The sequence below is a fragment of the Okeania sp. SIO2B9 genome (assembly GCF_010672505.1).
In the GTDB taxonomy this organism is placed as follows: Bacteria; Cyanobacteriota; Cyanobacteriia; order Cyanobacteriales; family Microcoleaceae; genus Okeania; species Okeania hirsuta.
On sequence record NZ_JAAHGK010000377.1, the window covers coordinates 1 to 5,927 of the forward strand.

At 39.2% G+C, this 5,927-nt stretch carries 4 protein-coding genes; 2 read left to right on the forward strand and 2 right to left on the reverse strand.

Annotated features, from left to right (window positions below; translation table 11 throughout):
- Positions 1-406, forward strand: a 406-nt coding sequence (locus tag F6K13_RS14865) for a pentapeptide repeat-containing protein (RefSeq protein WP_287287737.1), incomplete at its 5' end; no start/stop codon positions are given.
- Positions 407-685: 279 nt separating this feature from the next.
- Here the strand turns inward: F6K13_RS14865 and F6K13_RS14870 are convergent.
- Positions 686-2,944, reverse strand: a complete 2,259-nt coding sequence (locus tag F6K13_RS14870) for a WD40 repeat domain-containing protein (protein WP_287287739.1) — start codon at positions 2,942-2,944, stop codon at positions 686-688.
- Positions 2,945-3,007: 63 nt separating this feature from the next.
- Between F6K13_RS14870 and F6K13_RS14875 the strand changes: the two genes are divergently transcribed.
- Entirely contained in the window at positions 3,008-3,175 is a 168-nt protein-coding gene (locus tag F6K13_RS14875) for a hypothetical protein (protein ID WP_287287741.1), read from the forward strand.
- 642 nt (positions 3,176-3,817) lie between these two features.
- On the opposite strand, the gene opcA is transcribed toward F6K13_RS14875, so the two are convergent.
- Positions 3,818-5,158, reverse strand: a complete 1,341-nt coding sequence (gene opcA / locus F6K13_RS14880; RefSeq protein ID WP_287287742.1) for a glucose-6-phosphate dehydrogenase assembly protein OpcA — start codon at positions 5,156-5,158, stop codon at positions 3,818-3,820.
- Positions 5,159-5,927 lie beyond the last annotated feature (769 nt).

Below are 5,927 nucleotides of genomic sequence, written 5' to 3' on the forward strand. Positions count from 1 at the left end.
TCTCATTGATGCCTACCTAACTGCTGCCGACCTCAGTAGTGCCAACCTCATTTATGCTAACCTCAGTCGTGCCGACCTCATTTCTGCTAATCTCAGTCGTGCTGACCTTCGTAGTGCCAATCTCATTTATGCTAACCTCAGTGGTGCCGACCTCAGTGGTGCCTACCTCAGTCGTGCCTATCTCAGTCGTGCCTACCTCATTCGTTCCAACCTTAGTAGTGCTGACCTCAGTGATGCTGACCTCAGTGATGCCTACCTCAGTAACATCAAATGGGATAACCATACTAAATGGTCAAATACTATCGGTTTACATGAAGCAAGAGAAGTTGCAGAAGAGCTACAACAAAATCCAGAATTTGCCGCTGCAGTTGCTCAGTCGGAAGCAGCAAGTCAACAACAACAGTAAATTTTGTAGGGTGCGTTAGACGGCTTAAATTTAGTAAATTTTGTAGGGTGCGTTAGCGCCAGCGTAACTGAGCAAGGCTCTATATATAGTGCCTTTGCGTAAGTCCTGGTTGTGTCGGTCTACTACTTTGCGGTGCGTTACGCTACTTTGCGGTGCGTTACGCTTCGCTAACACACCCTACTGGACTCTCCGCGTCTCCGCGTCTCCCCCTCCCCGCGTCTCCGTGTCTCTGACTCCCCCCTTTCAAAGGGGGGTTGGGGGGGATACCTTCTTCCTTCACTAACCCTCTAAATACAAAAAATGTAATCTCCCAAAATAATCACCAGCAACAATAGTTCTCCCATCCGGTGCAACTGCGCAACGTTTGAACCCACTACTTCCGATAAAAGTAGCGATCGCCTTTTTAGTTGTTAAATCCCACAATTTCAAAGTATTATCTTCCGAAGCAGAGATAGCTCGACTATTTGCTAATCCTACAACATCTAATACAATTCTTTCATGACCTCTAAACACACCAACTTTATCACCTGTTTCCAACTCCCAAACTCTCACATCATGATCATAAGAACCTGAAATAACATACTTACCATCGGGAGTCACTGCAACAGAATTAACGAAGTCATCATGACCAGTCAAAACCAAAACTCTTTCTTCTGTTTCTAAATCCCAAACCATAACATTTGTATCGTGAGCACCTGAAATAACATACTTACCATCAGGACTTATTGCTATACAAGATACCTCCTCTTCATGACCTCCTAAATAGCCAACTTCTTGCCTTAATTCTAAATCCCAAATCTTCATTCCACGGTGTTCCCAATATCCAGAAATAAGAGCTTCACCTTCTGGGGTTACTACCATAAAATTTCCTAAATATAAAGGGGATAAAAAAGCAAATGTTTCTTGTTGAGTTCTGGGATTACGACATTTCATTTTTCTGATTTTAGTACTAGGTTCTGAACTGCTAAAACCAAGAAATATCTGTTTACTATCTGGAGTAATTGCAAAACAATGTACTACTTCAAAGCCTTCTATTTCTATAGTACAAACTTCAGAAAAATTTGTTAAATCCCAGACTTTTAATCTAAAGTCACAACCAGCAGAAATTGCCCATTTACCATTAGGAGCAATAGCAACAGCATTGACCTCTTCTATATGACCAATAGGAGTATAATTTACTCGATTTTTTTCCCAAACTTTTGTTAAATCCCAAACTTTTATACTAGCCTCAGAACCACAAGAAATTGCTAGTTTACCATCCCTTGTAATGACAATATCATTTACATAACGACGATGGTCTCTAAAAGTAGCAATTTCTTTTCCTGTTTCTAAATCCCAAACTTTAATTGTTGAATCACCGGATGCAGAAACTAAGTGTTTACCATCAGGAGTTACTGCTACAGATTCAACCACACTATCATGACCAGATAATTGAAATATTTGTTCTCCTGTTTTTATATCCCAAACATAAATCCAACCGAAAAGGAAATCCCATTCTCCATCAAGGTCGTACCCAATAATTCGTTTTCCATCTGGCGTAACAGCAGCTCCTTCAACTTCTGCAGTATGACCTTTAAGTGTCTTAATTAATTTCCTTGTTTTTCGACTCCAAACTTTGATAGTTTTATCAAAGGAAGCTGAAATTATTTTTTTTCCATCCTGTGTAATGGTGACAGATTTTACTTCTGCTTTATGAGCTTTAATAGAGTGAAGAAGTTCCCCTGTTTCTAGATTCCAGATTTTAATAGTACCATCATCAGAACTAGAAATAAATTCTTTTTCGTCTGGTGTAATAACTACTGAAGTTACTGGTGCATCATGTCTATTTAGGGTAATTATTGGTTTTTTTTCGATTAAATCCCAAATTTTTATTGTTTCATCTGCTGAGGCTGAAATAAGTAGTTTTCCATCAGATGTTACTGCTAATGATGTGACTTCTTTTTTATGACCAGTGAGAGTAAATATTTCTTTTCCTGTTTCCAGATTCCAAACTTTAATTTGATTATCTCTAGCACCGGAAATTATGTATTGATTATCCGTTGTAACTACTACAGCATTGATAACTGCGGTATGACCTTTGATAGTACGAATTAATTCTGTATCGGGGGGTGGGAAAGTAGGAACTAAAGGACGCAACCAAGCAGTTCTTCTACTTTTTTTTGCCCGATCTAATAAGTTTTGAATATCTGGATTTTCAATACCAACTAAACGACTCCAAAGTTGTTCTATTAGTTGTTTTTTATCTTGTTTTATAATATCTTCTGAGAGACGAAATACTCCTTGAATTAATCTCAAAGTCTCTATTTGTTGAGCAGTTATATCTGAGGGTTTTGAAGGGTGTAATACTGAGTTATAATCTTCTATTAATACCTGTAGGTCATCAACAGCAATTTTAGCCTTAATAAAATCAAAATCTATTAAATATTGATATAACTGTTGAAAATTTCCAGCTTCTAATAACTCCCCAACTTTCATTTGAACAGCAGTTTTTTTGTCTTGAGCAGGAATACTTTTCAACCAGTTACGGACTTCACTCATTCATTACACTCCTCTAGAAAAGTTATCAGTTATCAGTTATCAGTTACAGCGTTTCCCGTTGTTATGAGGTACAAAATTTTAGGTTTGAGGGAACAGGGAACAGCGGTGCGACCCCGCGTCGGCGTCAGACGCAAGCGGTCAGACCCCGCGACGACGCCAGCTCGCTTGCGGAATGCTGACCAAGAGAGGGAACGCGCACCAAGAGAGGGAACAGGGAACAGAAAAGAATAAAAACAACTGTACCTCATAGCTTCGGAAACTGCTATATCAGTTATCAGTCAAAATTAAAAAATCAGGCGTTGGTGAATTTAGCTATGATTTTCGTCCTTAGGGGGTAGGAAATAGGTAGGGACGTTGTATGCAACGTCCCTACAGATTAGTTTGCTCCTTCCTTTTAAACAAATTTCCTCCTCATCTCCTATTACCGAATAATTAAGGTTTAAAACCTCTCCTTTAAAGGAGAAAAAAGCGGTCGTTTTGCTAGCGCACAACTCCGTTAACGCTGCGCGACATGTTTGCGTTTGCGCAGCATCCTGTAGGGAAGCATTCCGTAGGAAAAAGCGGAGCTTCCCGTAGGGTGGGATGGATGGGTTTCCTAACCATATCCAATCGACCAAGAGAAGAAAAAATTATCCTTTTAGTCAATCCTCTCCTTGAAAAGAAGAGGTAATTATTAATTATTAATTATTAATTATTAATTATTCATTATTCATTATTAATTGTTGAACCATTACCCATTACCTATTTTCCGTTTAACAGCTTTGAGCATATCTGGGTTGAAACCCCCGGTTTATAGAAACCGGAAGGTGCGCGGAGGGGTTGAAATCTCCTTTAAAAATTTACTCCTGACTCCTGACTCCTGACTCCTGACTCCTATTTTCCGTTTAACTTCAGTATCTGTGCTGTCATTTCTAAACTTTCCTCATATAAAACATCCCTTCCCCAACGTTGTAACTGTTGCGCCATCAAAGCTTCTGCCTTCTGATCAGTTAATGCTGTTACCTGCTCCGTCAGACAAGACTGCGCCTTACCGCCAGATTCCAAACGCATACAACCAGTAGTTTCAGAACACAAAATTGTACAACAATTAATATCAGCATTAGGATTAGTCGAACCCAAACGCACACCGACTAAATCTCCAGGAATCTCACCAAAGTCAGCAGTAGGAATAGCTGCTAATTCGGCAACAATTTCTTGATTATTTTGCCCATGAAATTTTATATGAGTAAGATCATAGTCACCACCCACTTCTGCATAAGAAACTGGTTTCCAATCAAGACGACTAGCAAACCAACCTAAAAACATTAGTGCTTGAGCAGCATTTCCTTTTTCATAGTCAAGTGTAATAGTATCAACTTCCCATAAAGCTGCTCTTCGTTGGGGAGGGTCAAAAGTAGCAGCAGTTAACTCTTGCCAAGCTGAAAGACGGTGCCAGTTGAGATCGGCAATATAGGTTTCATTATCAATCAACTCCTGCATCTTTAAAAACTCTGATTCTGGATCGGAAAAGTAACAGGAATCCATAATTATGCAATTACTGCTCTCACACAAACTCTGAAATAGTTCCTGGTCTGTGTTGGGAGTTGCTTTCCACCATACAAATTTAGGTAGATCGGGAATCATTAATGATGTTACCGTTTCACCTACCCTTTCCATTGCTGATTTTGTTCCCCGTAGGGTTACATATTCACTACAAACTAGATTTGAGGTGCTTTTCTTCTGAATTGGGCAGTAGGCAGATACTTGAGCTGTTACCCCTGTATCTTCTTCCCCAATATTTGGGCACAGAGTAACTATACGACAGGGGTTTTGAGCTGCGATCGCGTCTGCTAGACTAAATCCTCTAACATTAATGTTTGCGATTTGTTGTCGGTCTTCTGGTTGTTTGGCAAATTCCTCGCGCAATTTGGCTAGGGTGTTGGGGTCTACTCTACCCGTGATTGGCAGTTGATATGTCTTTTGTGCATTTCTAATTCCATCCCTGGTTTGTGGCCCATGAATGCCATCAATGGGGCCTTCGTAGAACCCTAATCCCCCTAGCAATTGTTGAAATTCTTCTGGTTCGTATATTACCATGCTAAAGGTAGCAGCTCTGGTAGCAATGGGTGCTGCTTTTCCTCCATTTTGACTAAGCCAAATTTTATTTAATTCTTCTTCTATTTCTCCTAGAGAAATATCTTTTGGTTGTTGTAAGGCAACGATTGGTGTAGTCATTTTTTTGTTTGTCCTTAAGTGTTAGTTTTCTTGATTTAATCGTTGATGCTAATTAGACTTGGTAATCTTGTCCTGATTTTGGCGCTTGTCCTTAAGTCTTCGAGACTGATTTGAGTATTTATGCCATACTTTCTTGGCTAACTATTACTAAGTAGATTGTTACCGAAAAATTGGGTTTAAAGCCCTTTTAGGGGGACTTTATGCTATAATTGAAAAAGCGCAAAGGTATTCAACCGCTCTAAAAACCTATAGCTACCTAACTTGTAGCGTTTGCACCTTGAAAATTAGAGTTATGGGGTTTTGTACACCGAATGCTTGTACATGGAAAAGCTCTAAGCAACAAGTATCAGAGAACCAAAAATTTTGAGGTTTGAACTGTACCGTAGGGCATACGGGAACAGGCTCTTGGAATAGAGCAAACGCTTGGGGAGAGAACCATCTCTGGGCTAGGTATCGCAAGGTAATTAGTTTAAGTGGACTCAGTGAGCCAAGAATCCTGGTTTCAGGAGAATCTCCGTGCCTTTAGGCCGGAGAGTATGTCAATAAGTAGACTTTTGATTATATAGGGTAGCGTAAATTGGCAAATTATACCTATTTTACTAATTACAAGTTATTTCCTATAGCCCTGTAATTTAAACTTTTTTTAATAAATTTTACCCCGAATTTTTTAATCGCTAATCATATTATGTTAATTTTCAACAGTGTTTAGATATCTCTCAATGTAGTTAATAATTATTGCTCTGATTTTGATTGGATTTGATTTAAGTTA